The organism is Cupriavidus sp. 05N39 (genome assembly GCF_056397325.1).
Genome location: NZ_JBFTNE010000268.1, coordinates 1 through 639 on the forward strand (window position 1 = coordinate 1; position 639 = coordinate 639).

Annotated in this window: 1 protein-coding gene; it reads right to left on the reverse strand. The window is 73.1% G+C overall.

What is annotated here, in order from left to right; all coding sequences use genetic code 11:
* Positions 1-639: anti-sigma factor (locus AC1DN0_RS41225; RefSeq protein ID WP_477146626.1), on the reverse strand; the 639-nt coding region annotated here is incomplete at both ends.

A 639-nucleotide genomic window follows, 5' to 3' on the forward strand; every position in this document is an offset into this window, starting at 1 on the left:
CCGCGAGCACAGACCCGTTCACCAGCGCATCACGCAGTGCGTCGGGCACCGTCACGGTATGGGCGCGGTTGATCGACACCAGGCCCAGCGAACGCGGCGTGCCACCAGCCGGAATCAGCCACAGCTCGGGCGCGCGTCCAGCCGCGTCGGCCGCCGTCGGCACCGGCACCATCAGGACCTTGCCCTGCGCCTTGTCCACCGACGCGAGCCAGCCGGGGCTGCCATCGTCGCGCAGCAACGGGGTGACCGGTCGGGTCGCCTGCTCCGGTTCGGCCGGCGTCGGCGGCGCAGTCGGTGTGACCGCCACCGGCGTGGTCACCGGCGCCGGCGCCACCGGCTCCAGCTCGCGGCGGCTGAACACCGCCACCAGCGCCACCACCGCAGCCAGCGCGGTCATGCCCTGCCAGAAGCCGGTGCGCTGCCACGCGCGCGGTGCGTGGGTCGATACCGACGACCAGCCCAGCGAGGTGCGGATACGTGGCCACAGATGCGCCGGGACGGCTTCGCTGCCCATCGCGTCCAGCATCGGGGCCAGGCGGTGTTCCCACTGCGTCACCAGCCGGGCAAAACCGGGATCGCTGGCGATGCGACGCTCAACGTCCGCCCGCTGGCCCGCATCGAGCACGCCCAGCACGTACT